General features: G+C 51.5%; 14 protein-coding genes and 2 pseudogenes. 9 read left to right on the top strand and 7 right to left on the bottom strand.

Going from position 1 to position 18,953, the window contains the following annotated elements:
* Positions 1-185 precede the first annotated feature (185 nt).
* The 5 genes from RUE5091_RS00360 to RUE5091_RS00380 all read left to right on the top strand — a co-directional run bounded on the left by RUE5091_RS00360 (position 186) and on the right by RUE5091_RS00380 (position 4,657).
* Positions 186-563, top strand: coding sequence for a CBS domain-containing protein (locus tag RUE5091_RS00360; protein WP_165590729.1), 378 nt, complete (start codon positions 186-188; stop codon positions 561-563).
* A 10-nt stretch (positions 564-573) separates the two neighbouring features.
* Complete coding sequence (locus RUE5091_RS22845) at positions 574-1,224, top strand: cytochrome c3 family protein (protein WP_112297126.1); 651 nt, start codon at positions 574-576, stop codon at positions 1,222-1,224.
* 124 nt (positions 1,225-1,348) lie between these two features.
* The gene (locus RUE5091_RS00370; protein ID WP_058279909.1) at positions 1,349-2,881 is read left to right on the top strand and encodes an ammonia-forming cytochrome c nitrite reductase subunit c552; all 1,533 of its coding nucleotides are present in this window, start codon (positions 1,349-1,351) and stop codon (positions 2,879-2,881) included.
* Positions 2,882-2,995: 114 nt separating this feature from the next.
* The gene (locus tag RUE5091_RS00375; RefSeq protein WP_082643502.1) at positions 2,996-4,018 is read left to right on the top strand and encodes an FAD:protein FMN transferase; all 1,023 of its coding nucleotides are present in this window, start codon (positions 2,996-2,998) and stop codon (positions 4,016-4,018) included.
* 252 nt (positions 4,019-4,270) lie between these two features.
* Positions 4,271-4,657, top strand: coding sequence for a hypothetical protein (locus RUE5091_RS00380; protein ID WP_131726248.1), 387 nt, complete (start codon positions 4,271-4,273; stop codon positions 4,655-4,657).
* A 134-nt stretch (positions 4,658-4,791) separates the two neighbouring features.
* Here RUE5091_RS00380 and RUE5091_RS00385 read toward each other — a convergent pair whose 3' ends face one another.
* Both RUE5091_RS00385 and RUE5091_RS00390 read right to left on the bottom strand, forming a co-directional pair.
* Positions 4,792-5,631 carry an SDR family NAD(P)-dependent oxidoreductase gene (locus RUE5091_RS00385; protein ID WP_058279912.1) on the bottom strand — a complete coding sequence of 280 codons (840 nt, stop codon included), beginning with the start codon at positions 5,629-5,631 and terminating at the stop codon, positions 4,792-4,794.
* 86 nt (positions 5,632-5,717) lie between these two features.
* A complete protein-coding gene (locus RUE5091_RS00390; RefSeq protein ID WP_058279913.1) occupies positions 5,718-6,203 on the bottom strand; it encodes a hypothetical protein in 486 nt (161 codons plus the stop codon).
* 739 nt (positions 6,204-6,942) lie between these two features.
* On the opposite strand from RUE5091_RS00390, the pseudogene RUE5091_RS00395 reads away from it, so the two are divergent.
* A pseudogene (locus RUE5091_RS00395) lies at positions 6,943-7,672 on the top strand (IS6 family transposase).
* Between the two features lie 252 nt (positions 7,673-7,924).
* On the opposite strand, the gene RUE5091_RS00400 reads toward RUE5091_RS00395, so the two are convergent.
* Complete coding sequence (locus RUE5091_RS00400) at positions 7,925-10,969, bottom strand: efflux RND transporter permease subunit (RefSeq protein ID WP_058279914.1); 3,045 nt, start codon at positions 10,967-10,969, stop codon at positions 7,925-7,927.
* Positions 10,970-10,972: 3 nt separating this feature from the next.
* Positions 10,973-12,232, bottom strand: a complete 1,260-nt coding sequence (locus RUE5091_RS00405) for an efflux RND transporter periplasmic adaptor subunit (RefSeq protein WP_082643504.1) — start codon at positions 12,230-12,232, stop codon at positions 10,973-10,975.
* Between the two features lie 395 nt (positions 12,233-12,627).
* Between RUE5091_RS00405 and RUE5091_RS00410 the strand changes: the two genes are divergently transcribed.
* Both RUE5091_RS00410 and RUE5091_RS00415 read left to right on the top strand, forming a co-directional pair.
* The gene (locus tag RUE5091_RS00410) at positions 12,628-13,893 is read left to right on the top strand and encodes an MFS transporter (protein WP_131726249.1); all 1,266 of its coding nucleotides are present in this window, start codon (positions 12,628-12,630) and stop codon (positions 13,891-13,893) included.
* 158 nt (positions 13,894-14,051) lie between these two features.
* On the top strand, positions 14,052-15,203 hold the full coding sequence (locus tag RUE5091_RS00415) for a patatin-like phospholipase family protein (RefSeq protein ID WP_165590730.1): 1,152 nt from the start codon (positions 14,052-14,054) through the stop codon (positions 15,201-15,203).
* 662 nt (positions 15,204-15,865) lie between these two features.
* On the opposite strand, the gene RUE5091_RS00420 is transcribed toward RUE5091_RS00415, so the two are convergent.
* On the bottom strand, positions 15,866-16,207 hold the full coding sequence (locus RUE5091_RS00420; protein WP_131726250.1) for a hypothetical protein: 342 nt from the start codon (positions 16,205-16,207) through the stop codon (positions 15,866-15,868).
* Between the two features lie 382 nt (positions 16,208-16,589).
* Here RUE5091_RS00420 and gltS point away from each other — a divergent pair, with 382 nt between their 5' ends.
* Positions 16,590-17,825 (top strand): sodium/glutamate symporter, encoded by a 1,236-nt coding sequence (gltS, locus tag RUE5091_RS00425; protein ID WP_058279919.1) that lies wholly within the window; start codon positions 16,590-16,592, stop codon positions 17,823-17,825.
* A gap of 93 nt (positions 17,826-17,918) precedes the next feature.
* Here gltS and RUE5091_RS00430 read toward each other — a convergent pair.
* Positions 17,919-18,038, bottom strand: a pseudogene (locus RUE5091_RS00430) (transposase); the annotation flags it as partial.
* A 361-nt stretch (positions 18,039-18,399) separates the two neighbouring features.
* Entirely contained in the window at positions 18,400-18,837 is a 438-nt protein-coding gene (locus RUE5091_RS00435) for an ion channel (protein ID WP_165590731.1), read from the bottom strand.
* Positions 18,838-18,953 lie beyond the last annotated feature (116 nt).

Raw genomic sequence — 18,953 nt, forward strand, 5'->3', positions numbered from 1 at the left:
ATCGTTCGTCATTATCTTTTGCAGTGCCCTGATTTTGGTGGGCATTCAGATAATGCGAAAGGACGTCTTGCCGACAGGTTGCACCCCAAAAGGATGCCAACGCTGTCGCAAAAACTGCCCAAACAAATCTGCGAAAATCGCGCAGATCGATGGCGGGACCGCTTGAGATGCGTGTGAGCGACTACATGACCCGCACGGTCGTCTCGCTCACGCGGGACACGGAAATCCTGAGAGCTCTGCATTTGATGCATGAGCACGACATCTCCAATGCGCCGGTGGTCGATGAAGAGGGCACGCTGATTGGAATCCTGAGCGACCGCGACTGTATCCGCGGCGTCATTCAGGGCACCTACCACTCCGAATTCGCGGGACTGGTCAGCGATTTCATGTCTGGCGAGGTCGAAACCGTCGGTCCGGACGATGGTTTGATCGAAGCAACGCGGCGGTTAATGGACCTGCCGCACAGGCTCTACCCGGTTGTGGCGGGCGGCGATCTGGTCGGGGTGATCAGCCGGCGGGACATAATCTCTGCGCTGACCGAAAAATGGCAGTGGTCGAGTTGATGGGGGCGACATGAGAAACTGGCGAGAACCTTCAAGACCCAACTGGCAGACGAACCAGATCGTTCTGATAGCGGCTGTTGTGATTGTGATTCTGACGCTCGGTGTCATCGCCAATAGGACCCAGGCGCAGAGCGCCCGGAACCTGCCGGAGGCAAGATACACTGGAGGTGGCCCGGAGGCCTGCCTGACTTGCCACGGCGGGCCGCATATGACGCTCATGGCGGACACACCGCACGGGGACGCGCGCGATCCGCACACGCCGTATGGGCAAGAAAGTTGTGAGTCCTGCCACGGGCCCGGCAGTTTTCATGTTTCCAGCGCCCGGGGCGGTATTGGTTTCCCGCCACTCAATGATTTTCGCTACGTCGGCCGACCGTTGCAGGGCCAGTTCAGTTCTTGCCTCGGCTGCCACGAAAAAACCAATGGTGCCCGAGTAGGTATCGGATGGGTGGGACGTGCACACGACAACAGTGGCATGTCCTGTTCTTCGTGCCACGAGGTGCACACGACCGAGAACCTGCTGGCAGACGTGACTCAGCAGCAAAACCTTTGCGCCAGCTGCCATGGTTTCGGCAACACAAAACACGCCGGCTTCGAGAAGAACGGCATTCGATTGGAGATACTGAAATGCAGCACATGCCACAACCCGCACGACCAATGAGTTGTCCCTGCGTGTCGGTTGCCTTCGGGAGAGTGCATTGGGCCAAGGCCCTTTGCCGCCAGCAATTTATGAAGATTGGAATTCGCTCGGGAGAGCAGCTCGCGAGCCAAAGGGAGGAATTGTGATGACTTGGAATCCTACGCGAGCAAATTTGATCACCGCAACGGCCGTTGGGGCGGTCCTAATTGCTGCCACCGCGATCGGAGAGTCAATTGACGAGGATCCTCGCATCGAGGCATGGGCGGACGAATGGCCTGACTACGTTGAAATGTATATGGTTACGAAGGAGATGGACTCGCCGACGCCATTCGGTGGCAACTACCCTTACAGCAAACTGATCCGCTATCCCGGTAAACAAGCGCTCTGGGCCGGATATGCGTTTGCCGTCGATTTCAATGAGGATCGCGGGCACTACTACACGCAGATTGACCAGATGGAGACCAAGCGCAATGACAAGGAATATCTTAACGCCCACGGTCTGCCGAACTTCAAAGGCCAGCCGGGTTCCTGCATGAACTGTCACAGTGGATGGGCGCCTATTCTGGCTGAACAGATGGGTTGGGAAGACTTCAACCGGACGCCCTATTGGGAGACGATCGAGAAACTCCGTTCCGACTATGGCCACGGCGTCGAGGGGGCTCAGCTTGGTAGTTCCTGTAACGACTGCCACAACCCCGCCGATATGAGCCTGCGGGTGAACCGGCAAGGTTTCATCGACGCCATGGTCACGCGAGGCTATGAGGCTGATCCGGTCAGTGGCATCAAAGGATCACCGGGGGAAATGCGCGACTACGTCTGCGCGCAGTGCCACGTCGAGTACTATTTTCAGGGCGAGGACGCGATCCTTACCTTCCCCTGGTCCGAATGGCCCAAGGGCCAGCCCCTGCGGTTCGAAATGGTCGAGGAATACTACGACAACGTGCGCGAGGCTGGAATATTCGCCCAGGACTGGACCCACGCCGTCACCAAGGCACCGATGCTGAAGATGCAGCACCCGGAGTATGAGGTCGTTTCCAGTGGTGTCCATTCCAGATTTATGGGCTGTGTAGACTGTCACATGCCAAAAACCGAGTGGAATGGCCGGCAAGTCACTGATCACACCATGGGATCGCCGCTCAACAAGATCGACAATTGTCTGAGCTGCCATAACGACATGACCGGGGACCAGATGTACCAACGTGTCTATGACATTCAGGTGGACATCATCGCGTCCTATCTGACCGCCGAAAAGGCGGTTCTCGCATTGATCGAAGACATTGCAATGGTGCGCGAAGAACTGGCCAAGAAGGACCCGTTTGCACAGATTGCCGATACGGCTGAACAGGAGCGCGCAATCACCGAAGAACTCGTCGATGTGCTCGATTTCCACCGCCGGGCAAGCATGCGCTGGGATTGGATCGGCGCGTCGAACTCAACCGGAGCGCACAGCTCGCGCGAGGCGCACCGAGTTCTGGATCAGGCGGTTGATGTTGCAAAAGACGGTCAAAGGCTCCTGGTCAAGGTCGCTGCGGAGCATGGCATTGATCTGGTGCCGACTACGAATCCGACGCTTCCCAGTGCGCCAGATGTAATTGATCCCGATGACATAGTCGGTTCGCTTCCACCGGCCATCACGCAGGCCGCGGATCGACGGGTGCAAGACAAGTTGAGCCAATGATGCTGACTTCGGGTGTCTCGATTTGGTGCGCCTGCCGGGGCTGACTAACTAGTCCACACCGCTGCAGTGCGTCATGAGTGCTTTCCGGAAACGGAAAATGTTGGAGTACAGACAATGATTAAGAGACGGACATTTCTGGTTGGCACGATGGGTGTCGTATCCGGCATAGCCTCAGGCCTCAGTACTCCGGCGGTTGCCAAGGCCACGGGTTTGGCAACGCTTTCCGGCGAGTCGATGGGAACCTACTACCGCATCTTGTTCCCTGACGACGCAGGAACTGTCGGATCGCTGCAGTTGAATGCGCTGGGGACGCTGGCGGAAGTGGACAGGTTGATGTCCACCTACCAACCCGATTCAGAGTTATCCAAGTTCAATTCCGCTGACATGAACTCACCGGTTACAATTTCGGACCACACCCGTAAGGTTATCGAAGAAGCCCGGCGCGTAAACAACCTGACCAGCGGCGCCTTTGATGCAACAATAGGCCCTCTTGTCGAGCTCTGGGGTTTTGGCGCTTCAGGACGAAGACTGGCACCTCCCACCACCGTTGAAATATCGCAAACCGCTCGGCGTATGGGAATGGATGCCCTCATGCTTGAGGGACCCGAGATATGGAAAACACGCCCCCAACTGGCAGTCGATCTCAGTGGGATCGCCAAAGGCTATGCTGTTGACCAACTTTCAGAAATGCTCGATGCGCGGGGTGTTCACAGCTATCTTGTCGATCTCGGCGGCGAGTTAAGAGCCAAGGGATACAGCCCAGACGGCCGACCGTGGCGGGTCGGAATTGAACGCCCGGAACGGAGCCAGAGGGCAGTTCACCGGATCGTCGAATTGAACGATCGGGCCGTCGCCACCTCCGGAGACTACCGCAACTTCATCAGGCAAGGTGGCCAGATCTTTTCACATGTAATCGATCCGCGCATCGGGCGACCGGTGGCTCATTCGTTGGCCTCCGTCACTGTTATCGCGCAAGACGCGATGACTGCGGACGCACTTTCGACAGCTTTGATGGTCATGGGGCCGGATGAAGGGCTGGCATTCGCGCAGCGACAGGGCATTGCGGCGTATTTCGTTATCCGAGATAGAAACAGATTGTTCGACCGCTACACCGCGAACTTCAAACCGTTTGTCTGAAACCGGCCGGAAAGAACGAGGCGCAGGGCATGTGCACGCATACCCTGACAGGACAAACCAGTGCTCGGCCACTCATCCGAAACTCGGATCTGCAAGCGGACCAAATGCGCTGCCAGGCGCGCGTGCTGCGGATCAAGATAGGTGAATATCGAGCACTTGAAGTCTTGATTCTCTGTGATAAACCTTCGTGTTATGAAGTTGGAATGCACTGAGACCGAACGAAACCAGCTTCGCCTTTGGCGGCGGTGGAAAGTGACATTTGATTGGTTCAACTATTCAGACCCACTTCAACGTGTTCACCAAGCTATGTGGGTGCATCAGCAAAGTTGGAGCACGCGTGCTCTTGCGACACATACCAACCTTTCGCAAACGACAGTCCGCCGACAGCTTGACTTGCTGGCCGTAGGTAACGCGATCGAGCGTACGGAGCGGGGCATCCAACTTACGGAACTGCAACTGGCATTTAATGTCAGTTTCTTTCGCGAAATTCGAAAGTATGTTCGTGGCGGCAGTCTCCTTGACAAAGAACTCTTGAATTTATTCAAACAATCTCAAGGTGTCGAGAAAATGAATTGGCAGATGTTGGAGCATCATGTTTGGTGGCCGATCATCGATGAACCAGACGCGCACCTCTTTTAGACACGCTGAACTGGCGTATACCAGAGGATCAATTATTCGATGAGTGCCAGCGTCACCTCAGAACCCTGTCGTGAAGCTTCTGCTTATCGGAACGAACCGGGATCCGGTCGACCTGCATGACGGTGACCCAGGTGTCAGCCCGCACTGCTTCCCGGGTCTCCGAGCAGAAATGCGTCGCCCAGTACGGTTTTTCCATCCAGACTGTGCACCTTGCCACCTACGTAATAGATGATCTCGCGGCTCGCGATTACTCGACCCACATGGCGCCCGGTGCACAACTCGAGCGCTGCCTCGGCCATCATTTCGACCGGCTCCAGCATATCCGGGTTGGTCTTGGCGATCATCCGCGTGAAGTCCGCGCCGGGGGTCAGCACGATGGCCGTTGGCCGCATGGAGTTCACGAAAATCCCGTACTCCTGCACTTCGCGTGAGAGTGCCAGGGTCGCGCGGTCCAGCGCCGCTTTGGTTGTTCCGTACCCCCCCATAGAGAGAGTCGCTTCCTTCGAAATGCCGTTGCGGCCAGGCAGTTCGTCTATCCTGGCCGATCCGCTGCCGATGTTCAGGACCCACCCGGCGCCGGCCTTCTTCATCTCAGGCAAGCATTGCCGCGCAAGGTCGACCGGCGCGATCACGTTCAGTTCGAACATGAAAGTCAGTTCGCCGTGTTCGATCTTGATGAGCGGTTTCATAATTCCGGCCCCGGCGTTGTTCACCAGTATGTCGACGGGCCCGAAGAACTCGCTTGCACGCTCAATGAGCCCCGCTCGCGCCTCTGGATCTGCTAGATCGCAAGCGATCGCCGCCGCCTTGCCACCCATCGCCTGAATATCCGCAACAGCGGAATCCAATGTGCCGGGCAGCCCAGCTTCCTCCCCCATTATTGGGGAGTTCAGAACAACGGATGCCCCTTCCGAGGCCAGCCGCATCGCGATGGCTTTGCCGATCCCCCGGCTCGCCCCGGTTACAAATGCCACTCGGCCGTCACAACGTCCCATTTCCTCAATCCCTCTATGTTCTATCTAATTCAGGGGCCACGCGGTCGCGGTGGCCTTTTGTTGTTCTAGTCCTGTGTCGCGGCCTCCGATCTCAAGCACATGACCAACCAAGGGAAGACCCAGAAGCAAATTGCCCCGAATGCCAAATCGTCGAGGTAAGCAAGTTGCATCCCTTCCTCCAGAACGATGTCTGCCGAGCCTAGGGTCAAGAAAATAAACAGGCCGAAGTTGCAGATGAGCGGCAGAATCTCTTTGATCTTGCACGCGATCGCGAGGACGATCGCAGCGATCGGAAACACCAATGCGAGGTCCCCATAAATGTAAGGCAATGCGGAGATCGACCAGGAGATCACTAGACCAAGTGCGCCGCCAATGAACACACCCGGAGCTTGTTCGAGTTTCATGCCGATGGCGCTCCAGATCGTAACCGCCACGAATGCGACCCAGGGGTCGTTAAGGCCAAGGAGCGACGTGACTAATAAGTAGGCTGCAGCTAGGACAAGGATTGTCAATGCGATCAGAATCGCTTTCCAGAATGGTAGATCTTGCATTCAAATTCCCCTGGCTTTGTCCAAACCTCGTCTTGAAAGAGGGATTTTCGCGGCGGCGGTCTTGTCGGCGTGCAGTTTCTAATCCAGGGCCTTCTTGGGCTCCCTTCCACACGAGAAATTCTGGACAGCATGATCGGCCATGAACCTGAGTTATATGTCAGAATCAGCAGTCCGCTAACGTTGATACCGTTGCGCGCGATTTCAAAGTCAAGACATCGGTCTTTCGCATCGAACGGCCCGACCGTCAAAATCGCGACGTTGAAAAAGAGCAAGCAAATCTCCCTCTCATCGACAACATCCACGACCTGCTCGTGCATGTCGTCGGTACTTAGATCGACTTTCACCGGCAAGTACTCGACTCCGTACTACGCGGCAGTCCGAACCCTACGTCATCCAGCGCGAACGGATCTATATCGTTGACTACCGCGCCGACCTCAAGCGGCGCAGCACCGCGGGAGTAAGTTTCTCTGATGCCCTGTGCTCCGCCTGAAATTAGCGTCCAACGCCCGTTTTTACTTTTAAACGACGGCATTGCGTTAATCCTCTGAAGCCGTGACTCCTTCTAACTCCTTCCAGTTCAAATTCGACTTCAGTTTGGTGTCGCTTGAGCATGATTATTGAGCGGATCGCCGGTTTTTGCCAAGGCCAACTGAGCCGGAATGGCTCAGTACATTTTTCAGAAGATTTTGTCAGAGGGACTTTGATTGAGCGGGGCAGGGGGTTTGCGTAGTGATTGGGAATTAACAAACCTGCCTCTTTCAAGCATTTCAAAACTAGTCCTGAAATTATCCGCTGGGCGGTGATGCTGTACATCAGGTTTCCAATTTCGTTGCGGGATGTCGAAGAACTACTTCACGAGCGAGGTATCGATGCCAGTCACAAAACCGTCCGCTATTGGCGGAACCGCTTGGGTCCGGTGTTTGCTTCTGAGATACGAAGAAAGCGAGTCCAGCGGCTGTGCGCATTCTCGAAATGGAAGTGGCACGTGGACGGGGTTTTCGTGAAGATGAATGGCAAGAGGCATTATCTCTGGCGCGCAGTCGATCATGAAGGTGAAGTGCTCGAAGCTGTCGTCACGAAGCGCAGAAACAAAGCTGCAGCATTGAAATTGTTCAAGAAATTGATGAAGCGGTATAGTTGTGACAAAGAGATCGTGACGGGTCGTTGTGCATCCTACAAGGCTGCACTTAGAGAACTGGGATCGCTCAAAAAAACAAAGGACGGGCAGGTGGCTCAACAATCGGGTTGAGAACTCACAACTGCCATTCCGACGACGAGAACTAGCAATGCAACGTTTCCGCCGCATGCGAAGTTTGCAGATATTCGCCGCTTTCCACTCCTCCGTCTACAACCATTTAAATCAGGAAAGATAGCTAACCAGCCGAGACACCTTCAAGCTAACAAGCAGCGTCGCTCTTGCCTGGTGGAGCGAACCTGGTGCGGAAAAAAGGACAGCGTCACTGGCCTAACAAAGACGAGATCAAATTTGTCTGACAGCAACACTTGTATTTCTCAGTCTCCCGTCTGAAATGTGCGGCGATCGCAGTCGCCACCGCCGTCTCCAACTTGCGCCCAGGCAAGCGCTATCCGGTCGGATCGGCTCCGTTTCTGATCAGCTGATTGGAGACACAATAGGCATGGCGATTAGACACAATTTGCAGGGTTCATGTGTTGGTAAGTTCTGGTTATCGTGCTTTGCGGCTACAATGAAATTGCAGTAGCTAAGCCTCTGTTTCGTGTTCATCTATTCTAAAGAAGATTGAGTAAAGAGTTGGGACTACGATCAGTGTAAGAACGGTCGCAAAACTCAAGCCGCAGATGATCACTACTGCTAGCGACTCAAAAAACGGATCCCACAACAACGGCATCACTCCGAGTACAGTAGTAAGAACTCCTAATGACACTGGGCGGACGCGTAGAACAGCTGAGTCAACAACAGCCTGTAGGCGAGGTTTTCCACCGGAAATTTGAGTATCGGTTTCGTCAATAAGGACGATAGCGTTTTTGATAAGCATCCCTGTTAGAGACAAAATACCCAGTATTGCCATAAATTCGAGCGGCGTTCTGGTTGCCGCGAGCCCCCAGACGACTCCAATGAGAGCCAGAGGTACTGTCAACCATATGATCAGTGGCTGACGGACTGCGTTAAACAAGAAGAAAACAACGACAATCATCGCGCCGAACCCAAGCGGCATAGTCGAAGCTAAACCGTCGTTTGCACTTTGCGAGTCGCCATACTCACCCCTCCATTCAAGAGAATACCCACTTGGCAAAATAATTGCCTCTACAAGTGGTCGGACTTGAGCGAAAAGGTCGCCTGAGAGTACTTCTGGTGCGTTATCGGCTTGTGCGGTGATTGCAAGCTTGCGGTCGATGCGCCTAAGGTTCCCAGCTTCGAAAACAAGGTCAAATCGGTCAACAACTTGGGATATTGGAATGTACCCTCCGGCTACATCGCTATAAACTTGGATGTTTTTTAGGTCAGTGATATTGTTTCGGTCTGCTTCGAATGGACGCATAACTACGTCCAAGAGGTTGTCGCCTTCGCGATAGATCCCTATTGGCGCCCCTACTTGATGCCAGTAAACTGCCCTGGATATTTCCGCTTGGGTGAGGCCCAGCCTACGGGCGTTTTCTGTGTCAATAACTGGTTGAATTACCTGCTTTTGTTCGCGCCAGTCGTCTTTTATCGCGATGGCACCGTTTTCAGCGAATATCAGTTTTGCCTGTTCGGCGAGTTCGCGAAGCATAACGGGATCGGGTCCAGAAAATTCAGCTTCGATTTTCGATCCACCACCAGGGCCCAGTACAAACTTCCAAACTTTTGCATATGAGTCAGCGTAGTTTTGGTTGATCCAAGTCTGAATTTCCGGCTGCAATGCATCGATCTGCCGATAATCCTCCACGTCCACCAAAATTTGACCATAGGCGGGGTTCTGGTCTTCACTGACGTATACCAACATGAAGCGTAAATGCCCGCTGCCCACAGAAAGATTTGTGGAGGTGACACCTGGTAGAGTTAAGAGATGCGCTTCAATTTCTCGCATGTCCTGACTAGTTTGTTCAATGTCAGTTCCCTCTGGCAAAAAGTAATCCACCACAAATTGAGCCCTGGTGCTGTTGGGAAAGAAACCCGGCGGTACTAACGCGAACCCTGCGATTGCAGAGAAAAAGAGCGTAACAATAAGTCCCACTGTAAGGTACCGGGATCGGATCGCATAAGCGAGGAGCGAACGATATGCACGGAGAATAGCATTCTCTGCAGGCGGTGTTTCCGAGGTTGGTTTCAGCAGCAAAGTGCAAAAATAGGGCGTGAGCCATATCGCTACCAACCACGAAAAGAGCAAGGAAATCGAAATGGTCCAGAAGAGGCTCCCGGCGTATTCTCCGGTGTCGTCCGGTGAAAAGCCAATTGGGGAAAACGCCAACAGCCCTACAACTGTTCCTCCAAGTAGCGGCCATTTGGTTTGATTTACGACAGAGATAGCAGCGTCGCTGGTGGCTTCACCGCGTTGCACACGGACCAACGTACCTTCGACAACGACAATAGCGTTATCAACCAGCATGCCGAGCGCAATGATCAGCGCGCCTAGTGAAATCCTTTGCATGTCGAGCCCCAAGAGCTGCATGCCGGCAAGCGTGCCTGCGACCGTGACCAACAGAATACCTCCCATGAGTATTCCGGATCTTAACCCCATAAAAATAAGCAATATGCCTACAACGATGATGAGCGCCAGAACCACGTTCATGACAAAGTCGTTGATCGATTCTTTTACCGAAGCAGACTGATCAGAGATTGGCAAAATCTGGATTCCGATTGGCCTTAGGTTCTCCAGCTCGTTTATCCGTTGCTTCACGGCTTCGCCCATGTTCACAACGTTTCCGCCCAGGCTATTCGATATTCCAATTCCAATTGCAGGTTGACCGTCCCGAAAAAGTAGGGGGCTTGCGGGTTCAACGTAGCCGCGCGACACGGTTGCGATATCTGAAAGTCGAAATGATGCACCACTACTCGGCACAGAAACGACCAGGTCTTTGATAGCGTCAATTGAGGCGACTGCCGCCGACGGCCTTATCTCTATGCGACGCGAGCTGGACTTGAGGGAACCAGCGGGCGATACGAGGTTCTGCCCCTCCAGAACTTGCCCAATTTGCTGTGGCGATATTCCAAGTTTTATTAACCTTGCTGGTGCATATTCTACAAAGATCGCTTCATTCTGTTCACCACTTAAGACCACCTTGGAAACACCGTTGACGGCAACCAACTCCCTCTGGAGCTCCTTCGCGTACTCGTAGAGCTCGGCTATAGAATAGCCATCGCCAACAATCGCGAAATACAAGGCATACACATCGCCGAAGTCATCGTAGACTTGCGATTGGAGTGCGTTCGGCGGCAGGCTAGTTTGAGCGTCAAGTATCTTTGCGCGCAGTTGGGCAAATCTTGCGTGAAGCGACGGAAAATCAGGCGTCGTGGGGATTGTAAATTCGACCGTAACGGTGCTGAGACCGGGTGAAGAGACTGACTTTACCTCTTTTACCCCTTGGAGTTCTTGTAGGGCATTCTCAACAACTTCGGTGACTTCTTCCGCGACTTCTTCTGCAGTGGCGCCCGGATAAGGTGTTATGACCTGAGCTTGCCTGATTATGAACTCGGGATCTTCGAAACGAGGAAGAGTTAAATATGCAAAATAGCCGGCCACCAAGATGAGAATAGTCACCAACGCCGAAATAAGGCGCTTCTCAATTGCAAACCTTGCGAGATCCATTTGCTACTCACCAACTTTTGAAATTGGGCGAACCACCATGTCATCCTGCAGTTCGCTCAAGCCTGCAGTGACAACCATGTTCCCTTCTTCAAGACCCGTTTTGACGAACACAAACTCGTTAGATATTTCCCCCAATTCAACCGGTCGACGCATAACGGTGTTGCTGGATCCGTCAAGCAGCCAGACATATGGGGAACCGTCGGGGCTTGCCGCCAGAGCCGAAAATGGAACGACAACCTGTGTGCCGCTTTGCCCGTCTGCCCTAATAATCACGCGTGCTACCATCCCCGGCAGTACGACTAAATCTTCAGGAGGGGTTACCGATAGACGACCACGATAGGTTTGTGTCGCTGCGTCTGCTTGCGTGGTAAACTCGACGAGATCTGCTTTCATTTCTACGTCTGGCAAGGAGTCAAACGTAACCATACTTACAACATTGTCGAAGCCGATTGACGACATTGCGATAATGTCAGCGCCGGGTAAGTCATAGCTTACATCTACAGTCGATAGATCTTGGATTAAGGCGATTGTTTCACCAGCTTGAACATTGCGGAAATTGTCCACGTTGCGCTTGGCAATCGTTCCATCGAATGGCGCTCGAAGCGTCGCGTCAGAAAGATTGTTTTTTGCCGATTGAATTTGTGTTTTTAGACCGCGGATCGACGCTTCTGCTGCAATTATCTCTTCTGGCCTCCCACCGACCCGACCAATTGTCAGCTGCTCTTCTCGCGACACCAGCTCGGCTTCTGCCAGACGAAAGGCAGCTTCACGTTGTTGGTACTGCGCAGTAGGAATTACCCCCCTTTCCAAAAGCTGAGCAGAGCGGATGTATTCTTCTCTTGCTTGATCTCGTTGAGCTTGAGCTGCCTGAACCGAGGCTTCTAAAGCTGTAATTTCTTCAGGGCGTGCACCTGACCTCAGCACAACTAAGTTTGCCTCTGCCTCTTCTAGTTGGCTATTAAGCCTTGCTACCTCGACTTCGAAGTCTCGGGTGTCTAGTTGGGCAACAATGCCTTCCTGCACAACATTGCTGGAGGCCCTAATTGGTAATTCTATTATTCGTCCGCTGACCCGAAAAGAGAGTTCAACTTCCCTCGACGGGTAGACAATTGCAGGATAAATTCTTTCAAAATCCGATGATGCTTTAACAACAGTGAAGACTTTAGCGGGCCTTGCCATTGCAGTGGTATCTTGTGCTGCTGCCACGCTGGGAAAAGCACTAAGTAAAATAGCCGCCAATGTCCCTAGGAAGTTTAGATGCATATTTGTTCACCTGCTTCTTCGAAGCTGCTCGCTTGTTACAAATTCGGAGAGGCACACGGAGCTTCGTGGGAAAAGAGATCGTTTGAACCAACTCTGCCCAAACCAGTAGTTTCCTACAAGTTTATGCGAGCCAAAATGGCTCGGTGCAAATTTGGATTAATTGGGTACGGTTTATTATTATATTACAGCGCGCAAGCTAAAAGTAGATCAATACACTATGTTCGCGAAAGCCGGAAGCTCCACTGTGGTGTCCGGTGGTTTTCGACTTTAGTAGAACTCAATGCTAAGAACCTAAAGTAGTAGCATTTTTTTGGGAAATACTGCGCGTCTACTTGAGTAGAAGCAAAAATCAGAAAAACTGACCCAGACACGTTTCAACTTGGAGATAGGCTGAATTGGCAATCGGAAACCAAATTCTTAATCTGCAATCACTCTTCATAGCAATGGCTGCTGTCCAGCTGGCTACCGCTGGATCAGGAACTTTAGTGCCACTTGCGTTCTCTGAAATCGGAGCATCACAAGAAGCAGCCTCGTTTGCCGCGTCCGCATACTCCCTGGGATTTTTGGTCGGGTGTTTTGTCGTTGCCAAGTCCATTTCAGATATTGGCCACATTCGTGCTTTTGCTTCTGGTGCAGCTATAACGATAGCAGCAGCCATTTTGTTCTCAGTTTCCATTAGCACGCCATTCCTTATTTTTTTGCGCTTCCTTACCGGATTGGCGACCGCAGGACTCTTTTCGATTGGTGACACATGGCTCAATGAAACTGCGGAGGACAAAACCCGTGGAAGAGTTCTCGCGGTGTATGCGATAATCGTCGGCGTAGTCGCCGTGTTCAGTCAGTTTCTAGTTTTTGTCGTGCCTGGGGATATTCGAGAGGCATTCGTTTACGTCGCTTTGTTTTACTGCATTTCGATTTTGGTTATCTCGACTACCCGCTCCACTCCTCCTAATAATAAGTCCAGAGTACCCATTCGCATACGCGGATTATTCGACGATGCTCCAGCTGCATTCTTAGGCGTGTTCGCCATGGGGATGGTGTCTACAACTTTGTTGAGCGTTGTCCCCTACAATGCTGCTCAGCTAGGGGTCGCCATTATTGATGTGGCCCTTATGGTCGCCCTAGTTTACCTTGGGCGTGTCCTTTTTCAGTTTCCGCTTGGATGGCTATCCGACAAGATTGACCGTCGGATAGTAATCTTGATAGCTACGGTCACCGCAACAGTAGTTCTTCTTCTGATGGCGGTTCTGGTCGATGTGGACTACGACCATAGCGTCAATTCATTCGGCTACAACTCAATCGGTTTCGCAGTACTTTCCATCATACTGGTGTTGCTGGGTGGTAGCTTGCTCACCCTTTACTCTTTGCTTGTGGCGCACGCGTTGGACCGAACGGTTCCGGTCTTTGTGTCTTCGGCGGCGGTAACTATGCTATTGGTTTGGACTTTAGGATCCGTAACCGGTCCCCTGATCGCGAATGCCGCTACCACCTACTTCAGTGACATCGCGCTCTATTGGGTGAATTTTGCAGTCATGCTCTGTTTTTCTTTGTATTTGGGACAAAGGGTATGGTCAGTTGGGCCTGTGTCTCGTGCTGAGCAGACATCTCACGCCGACGTCCTACCAACTAGCACAGAAATGGCCCCGACCGAAAAACGTTAGCGCGATGAGTTACTTGTTTTTATTTGGCATGCTATACTTGAACGCAACCAAAAAACTGCGACGCTCAATGCGCTTTCAGAGCCGGCACGACGATCAAGAGCAATGGTTCAGATAATAGTTACTGGCCCGTGTACTAGTTTAACCTAATGGAGCCAGCGGTGGAGAAGACGGGACGCATGCATTTGAATAAGCTGTGTATTTTGCTACTGCTGCTTTTCCAACTGGGGTGCTCAAGTCTTTCAAGAAATCCAGTAAGCGCGACAGATCTCGAGAACCCGCAGGTCCTTGGCATAGAAGGTGCTCGTTATTGGGCCGATGTCGCTCCTATCAATATCAGTGAAATTCTTGAGGAGGCTTATCGTCAAAGGCGCGCGTCGAGGTTTTCTTCGAATTACACCCTAACACTATCGGGCGGTGGCGAGGATGGAGCGTTCGCTGCCGGTATCCTGTCCGCATGGAGTGATTCCGGCACGCGCCCAGAATTTATGGCCGTTACAGGGGTTTCTACAGGCGCGTTGGCCGCACCATTCGCCTTTCTGGGTTCCAACTATGATGATGAGCTCAAAGAGCTCTATGGTGGGCTACCACCGTCGCGGATATTCAGAGGCCGATTTATAACTGGCATCCTAAGTGGTTCTTCTGTCAAAAGCTCTGACCCGTTAAAACAACTTATCGAAACTTACATAACCGACGATTTTCTATCGCAGATTGCCAAAGAACATCGTCGCGGACGGCGGTTGTTAGTTCAGACGGTGAGTTTGGATGCACAAAGACCAGTGCTTTGGGATATGGGCGCCATCGCGAACAGTAATTCACCAAATGCGAAAAAGACGTTTGGTGATGTCTTGCTCGCATCCGCGGCAATTCCGGGTGTTTTTCCTCCGGTTTTGATCGACGTCGAAACTCAGGATGGTGTTCGGGATGAACTTCACGTTGATGGTGGTGTCTATTCTCAAACCGCCTACGTGCCTGGATGGGATATCCCAAGGAAATATGTTCGCGGTGGCAAGCTATATGCGATCCGAAACGGCAAAGTTGAGCCAGAACTTAGAATTATTAATCCGGGGGTCTTCCAAGTATCTGCACGCTCGCTTTCTACACTAATCAAAGCTCAAGGCGTAGATGATCTTACGATTGCGTACAAACTAAGTCTGCAGAGAGACGCCCAATACCAAGCAACTTGGATCGGAAATGATTTCAACCATCCTCTAGATGAGCCGTTCGATCCAAAGTACATGCAAGCGCTGTTTGACTATGGTTATCAGCGTTTTAACTCTGGGACACTTTGGAGCGATCGTCCGCCTCGGTAAGCCACGATTACTTGTTACCGCTAATGGGAACGTTGCTTCAGCTGGCTTGTCAGCTAAATCATAATCATTAATGTATGCGGCTATGTCGATGAATGAAACTGAGCGCAATCGGTTGCGACGTTGGCGCCGCTGGCAAGTCACGTTTGATCATTTTAAGTATCCGCCCCCTATGCAGAGGGAGCATCAAGCGCTTGTTATCCATCCTTAACCGTGGACAACTCGCGGTTTGGCTAAATATACTAATTTGCCTCAGATCAGCGTGAGACGACAGCTGATCCTCCTAGCTAACCCGAACGTGCAACGTGTAGATGATGGGTTTCAAATCACAGAATTGGGCTTGGCTTTGAACTGGCCTGTGCATCGCGAACTGACAAAGTTCGTTCGAGGGGGGCATCCTTTCAGCCAAGAACTAATTTTCGCACACAAGCAGTCAACTTGTGTGAATTGTGTGGGCCGGGCCGACTATGAATGGCTCGCTTCGCATGTCTGGTGGCCTGTAATAGAGGCGCCTGAAATTCTGGACGCGTAGGTTCTGGATAGCTTGACTGTCCGTTGTCAGAGTTTACGGATTGCCTGCCAACTTAACGCTTCGTGACCAAAGGGTCACCTACCTGCTGGGGCGGAAAACCTTTATCACAAGACTTTAACTGATCGTCTTTCGGTCACTCAAAGCAGTGTTCGAAAAATTCGTCTATCTCACCTGATTGCAAAATTTCGGCTTCATCTTCGCTGTATGACTCTGGTATTTTTCCAGTGGTTCGATAACTGACGTATTTAAGAGCATAAATTAGGATAATTCCCTGCGCAAACTCATAGAGTACTCTGCTTTCGCTTTCATCTACTTCGACACCTTGTTTCATTATTTCATAAACACAGTTTTCAATGTCGTTTAGAACTGTCTCTTCGCCAAGGAAGATGTAAAAATGTTTTTTTTCTGCGACTGCAGAAGTGCCAGTAAAAGCAAGCAGGAGGATGCCAATAGCGCATTTGACTAGTTGTTTCACGTTGGTAGGCCTTTTGTGGTTCATGGGGTGGTAGTCTGTTTGTTTTTGGAACTAACCATACCTAGCAGCAGGACCGTTTCGTTGCACAATTCATATTTGCAATGAAGGAAACTATTCTCTTTGGCGCTGCACTTGATCTGATAAGCCTAACCGATATGAACTTTGTGTGGGCCTTCTATTGCCCCGCTCGGTTAACTGGAACGGATCACTTGCATTTTAGGCAGGCCAATCTGCGGATACCAGTTTGTTTTCATACTCAACTTTTGTTGTCCTGTTGCACTACTGTTCAAAAGTATTCTACCGTCTGACCACATCTTCTGAATGCACTTGTTCGGCTTGTTTATTGATCGACATGTTGTGTTGCAAAGTTTGGAGAAAGTTCATGGCAGAACCGATATTGGTGGATAGTTTTATTGCTGTGACACTGGGCATCGTTGTGTACTTTCTCGGTTCAAGGCTCACAGAGCAGTTTGAGTTTTTACGCAAGTACTCAATCCCCGAACCGGTTTCAGGGGGCTTGCTGGCTGCACTTGTGACGCTAGGCGTGGTGACTGTGACTGGGCGAGAAGTAGTTTATGATCTGGCTTCGCGCGACTCTTTGCTAATCTATTTCTTCACCACAATCGGGCTTAATGCCAGGTTTTCGGACCTAATAAAAGGCGGACCGCTTCTGGGTCTTATGCTTGTACTGACCATTGGGTACATGTTTATCCAAAACGGAATAGGCGTTGTCGGGGCTTCACTATTTGGGTTGCCATCTCAAGCTGGTGTGATGATGGGCACAACATCACTAATTGGTGGTCACGGTACAGCCATAGCGTGGGGCCCAGTGGTAGAAGAGCAATACGCTGTAGCGGGCGCAGCAGAACTCGGTATAGCCGCAGCGACGATCGGGTTGATCATGGCGAGCCTGATAGGTGGTCCAATCGCAAGCTACTTGATCGCCCGTGACCAACTAGAACCAAGTGCGAAGGAAAAAACTGCGGCTGCCAATTCCAACGAAGAAGGCAGTGGGATGGTTGCTTCAACCGATCCGACCGGTGGTCCGACGAATCCTGGAATGATGAGAGCTATTCTTTGGACACATCTAGCAATTGTGATTGGCTTCATTGCAGATGAATCGCTGGAATTAACCGGAGCAAACTTACCGCTCTTTGTGCCATGCCTTCTTTCTGGCATTTTACTTGCAAACCTGATGCCCAGAGTTTTTCCAAAGATCAAGACGCCAACGGGGACCGCCTCCTTGCAACTATTGCAAGACTTCTCGCTAGCGGTGTTTCTTTCAATGTCTCTAATGAGTATGCAACTTTGGACTTTGGCGGGTTCCGCAGGTGTTTTAGCCTTCACTATGACGCTTCAAGCTGCGGCTGCGGCTGCTTTCATCATATTCGTTGTCTATCGAACGATGGGGCGAAACTATTTTGCTGGCGTGATGTCAGCGGGTTTCGCAGGTTTCGCTCTTGGAGCTACACCAACGGCCATCGCAAACATGACTGCTGTTACGCATAAGTATGGCCCATCTCCGCTTGCCTTCATTGTACTTCCGCTGGTTTCAGCTTTCTTTGTCGATATTGCCAATGCATTTATTATCCAATTGTTTGTATCGAACTTACCTTAGAGTCAGGCTTAATTGAGTTTCATAGCCAGAAGTTGATCGCTGCAGCCAAAGCGACAGCGGAGAAGAACGTAGTTGGATACCAATCGTGTCGTCTTTGTAGAACGTGCCCTGGCTGAGGCCGTGCTTGCGGCAAACCTCCGCTGTCGGCATTCCGGCTTCCTGTTCCTTGATCATCCCGATGATCTGCGTATCGGTGAAACGGCTCTTTCGCATTCGTTTGCTCCTTCGAACGGTTGAGCAAACTCTACATCAGAACGAGGGAAGTTTCGGGGGGCAGGTCACGACGCTTGTCGTATTGAGCGGGCTTCTTGCGTCGTTTTTGACCTGGGATACAGACGTGTATCCTTTCGCCTCTCAATCCGCCGTGCAGTTCGCGTCCGAAATTAATTCAACTTGAAAGCTATTTTTTCATTCGGGCATTTCACGCTGACGCGCAGCGCATTTTGGTGCAGTTAGTCTGGTATATTATGTTCCCAGAGTGGGTGATCGAGCTTAATTGAAGTTGGTTCCAACTCTTTTTACATAAAGGTATTTCGAGCAGGAAAAACTCCTGCTTGCCGCCAACAGCAATTTATTAGTCTTTCAAGCCGCGTTGCATCCTTCCCACGTGGCGAAAAATATCAGTGAGCATTGCTGTCATCAAACCAAACATAAAAAAACCGTTTGCACCTGTCATCCCGCCAAGCAATCGTTGGTCCTGTGGGACGACTACATCGCCAATACCCAAGGTCGTATATGCTACCAGTGAGTAGTACACCGCCTCTTCCATCGTGCTGAATACTGACATCTGCAAAAAAACTAGGGCCCACAACCAAACGCCGAATGTGGTCACGCTCATTATGCAAACCACAACCATGATCAAAACCACTACAAATGACATAAATCGGTTTTTCGAATGTCGAAGCCACGGCTCCATTTTTTCAAGTACCTCATTGAGAACGCCCCACATTATCGCGCCTGTCATAATTGAGAACAGCGTGATAACTGAGCCCAGCAACAATTGACCAATCACGAGACTTTCTCCTTTGCCGTTTCTTGTACCGGTGCCGCCAAGGCAAAAGTTGCTTCGCACAGAGGTCCGCGCGCGGCACATGATTTTAAAGGTCGAAGGCGGTAACCCAAAGATTT

Source organism: Ruegeria denitrificans (genome assembly GCF_001458295.1).
Classification (GTDB): Bacteria; Pseudomonadota; Alphaproteobacteria; order Rhodobacterales; family Rhodobacteraceae; genus Ruegeria; species Ruegeria denitrificans.

Coding starts and splice junctions, on each gene's coding strand:
- gltS (WP_058279919.1), top strand. CDS start 16,590: ATGGCAGAACCGATATTGGTGGATAGTTTTATTGCTGTGACACTGGGC.
- RUE5091_RS00375 (WP_082643502.1), top strand. CDS start 2,996: ATGATTAAGAGACGGACATTTCTGGTTGGCACGATGGGTGTCGTATCC.
- RUE5091_RS00400 (WP_058279914.1), bottom strand. CDS start 10,969: ATGGATCTCGCAAGGTTTGCAATTGAGAAGCGCCTTATTTCGGCGTTG.
- RUE5091_RS00360 (WP_165590729.1), top strand. CDS start 186: ATGACCCGCACGGTCGTCTCGCTCACGCGGGACACGGAAATCCTGAGA.
- RUE5091_RS00405 (WP_082643504.1), bottom strand. CDS start 12,232: ATGCATCTAAACTTCCTAGGGACATTGGCGGCTATTTTACTTAGTGCT.
- RUE5091_RS00370 (WP_058279909.1), top strand. CDS start 1,349: ATGACTTGGAATCCTACGCGAGCAAATTTGATCACCGCAACGGCCGTT.
- RUE5091_RS00390 (WP_058279913.1), bottom strand. CDS start 6,203: ATGCAAGATCTACCATTCTGGAAAGCGATTCTGATCGCATTGACAATC.
- RUE5091_RS22845 (WP_112297126.1), top strand. CDS start 574: ATGAGAAACTGGCGAGAACCTTCAAGACCCAACTGGCAGACGAACCAG.